Annotated in this window: 1 protein-coding gene; it reads left to right on the top strand. The window is 60.1% G+C overall.

Features of this window, described 5'->3' with window-relative positions:
• The first annotated feature begins 132 nt into the window (after window positions 1-132).
• Window positions 133-1,263 (top strand): IS110 family RNA-guided transposase, encoded by a 1,131-nt coding sequence (locus AWB78_RS42475; RefSeq protein WP_062613282.1) that lies wholly within the window; start codon window positions 133-135, stop codon window positions 1,261-1,263.
• Window positions 1,264-1,545 lie beyond the last annotated feature (282 nt).

The following is a 1,545-nucleotide window of genomic DNA, read 5'->3' on the forward strand; positions in this document are numbered from 1 at the left end:
AGTCAGTATGACTCCCCTGGCAGCGAGGCTGGCCGCCGCGGGGAAGTGAAGCGCGGGTTAGCATGCTGCCAGAGCCGCAAGCGTGTGGCCGGAGCCACCACTCAACGGTTTGTTTCCGACACGGAGGCCAGCATGGAAAACGATAGCACGTTATACGTTGGGCTGGACGTTCACAAGGACTCGATCACGGTTGCCTACGCGATCGGCATGGGCGACGTGGAGCTGCTTGGCAAGTTCGGCACTACGCAGATCGAGATCGATCGGCTGTGCAAACGCCTGCAATCGAAGGCACGGCACGTTCGTGTGGTCTATGAAGCGGGTCCCTGCGGGTACGGCCTGTATCGACGGCTTATCGCGAAGGGTTTCGACTGCATGGTGTGTGCGCCGTCGTTGATTCCGCGGAAACCAGGTGATCGCGTCAAGACCGACCGGCGTGACGCGATCAAATTGGTACGCTCGCTGCGAGCCGGTGATCTCTCCGCAGTTCACGTGCCAACCGTAGAAGACGAGGCGTTTCGTGATCTCGCCAGGGCGTGGTCGTCCGCCCGCGACGACCTGAAGCAGGCACGGCAGCGACTGAAGTCATTTCTGCTGTCGCACGGCGTACAGTACTCCGGCCGGGCGAACTGGGGTCCGGCCCACCGGCGCTGGCTGAGCACCCTTTCGTTCAGTAGTGCATGGCAGAAACTAGCGTTCAACGAACACAGGCGTACCATCGAGGACCGGCTGGCGCAATGCGAACGGCTGGAAGCCGCGCTACGCGAGGCAGTTGCCGGCTGGCGGTTCTATCCGGTCGTGCTGGCCCTGCAGGCGATGCGCGGCATCCAGTTCGTCTCGGCAATTGGACTGGTGTCCGAAGTGGGCGATCTGTCGCGCTTTGAACACCCGCGGCAATTGATGGCATGGTTCGGTGTCACGCCCTCGGAACATTCGTCCGGCGACAAGAGACGCCGGGGCAGTATTACCAAAACCGGCAACAGTTATGCAAGAAAACTGCTGGTCGAGTCTGCCTGGAGCTACCGGCATCCGGCGCGTGTGAGCATTGATATCCAGCGCCGGCACGAAGGTATCCCGAAGCAGATCATCGATCGGGCCTGGGATGCACAACTGCGACTGTGTCGCCGGTATCGCAAACTGGTGATGCGTGGCAAGAGCCCCCAGGTTGCGATCATCGCGCTCGCTCGTGAACTGGCTGGCTTCATCTGGGACATCGGCCGGATGGGGATGACCCTGGCGCTACCGCAAGACCGTCAGCCTGCGTAACGGATACATCCACCCCACAGCTCACACACTCTGGAGAGTTTCCTGAAGGCGGCGTAGCCCGGTATTCGAGTAACCCGCGCCCCTGTTTGGCAACGGCATCAGCCGACTTGCGGAGCAAGAAAGCGGCAGGCTCATGACACGGACCTCTGTAATGCGGTACCCAATCCGCGAATATCAGCATGATCCACCGTCGAGATTTGCTGCTACGTCGCCTTCAGGAAACTTAAAAACGTCTATGGAAAGAATCTGAAAACCACCCTATTGACACGGGGAGTCATATCA

The organism is Caballeronia calidae, assembly GCF_900044055.2.
GTDB lineage: Bacteria > Pseudomonadota > Gammaproteobacteria > Burkholderiales > Burkholderiaceae > Caballeronia > Caballeronia calidae.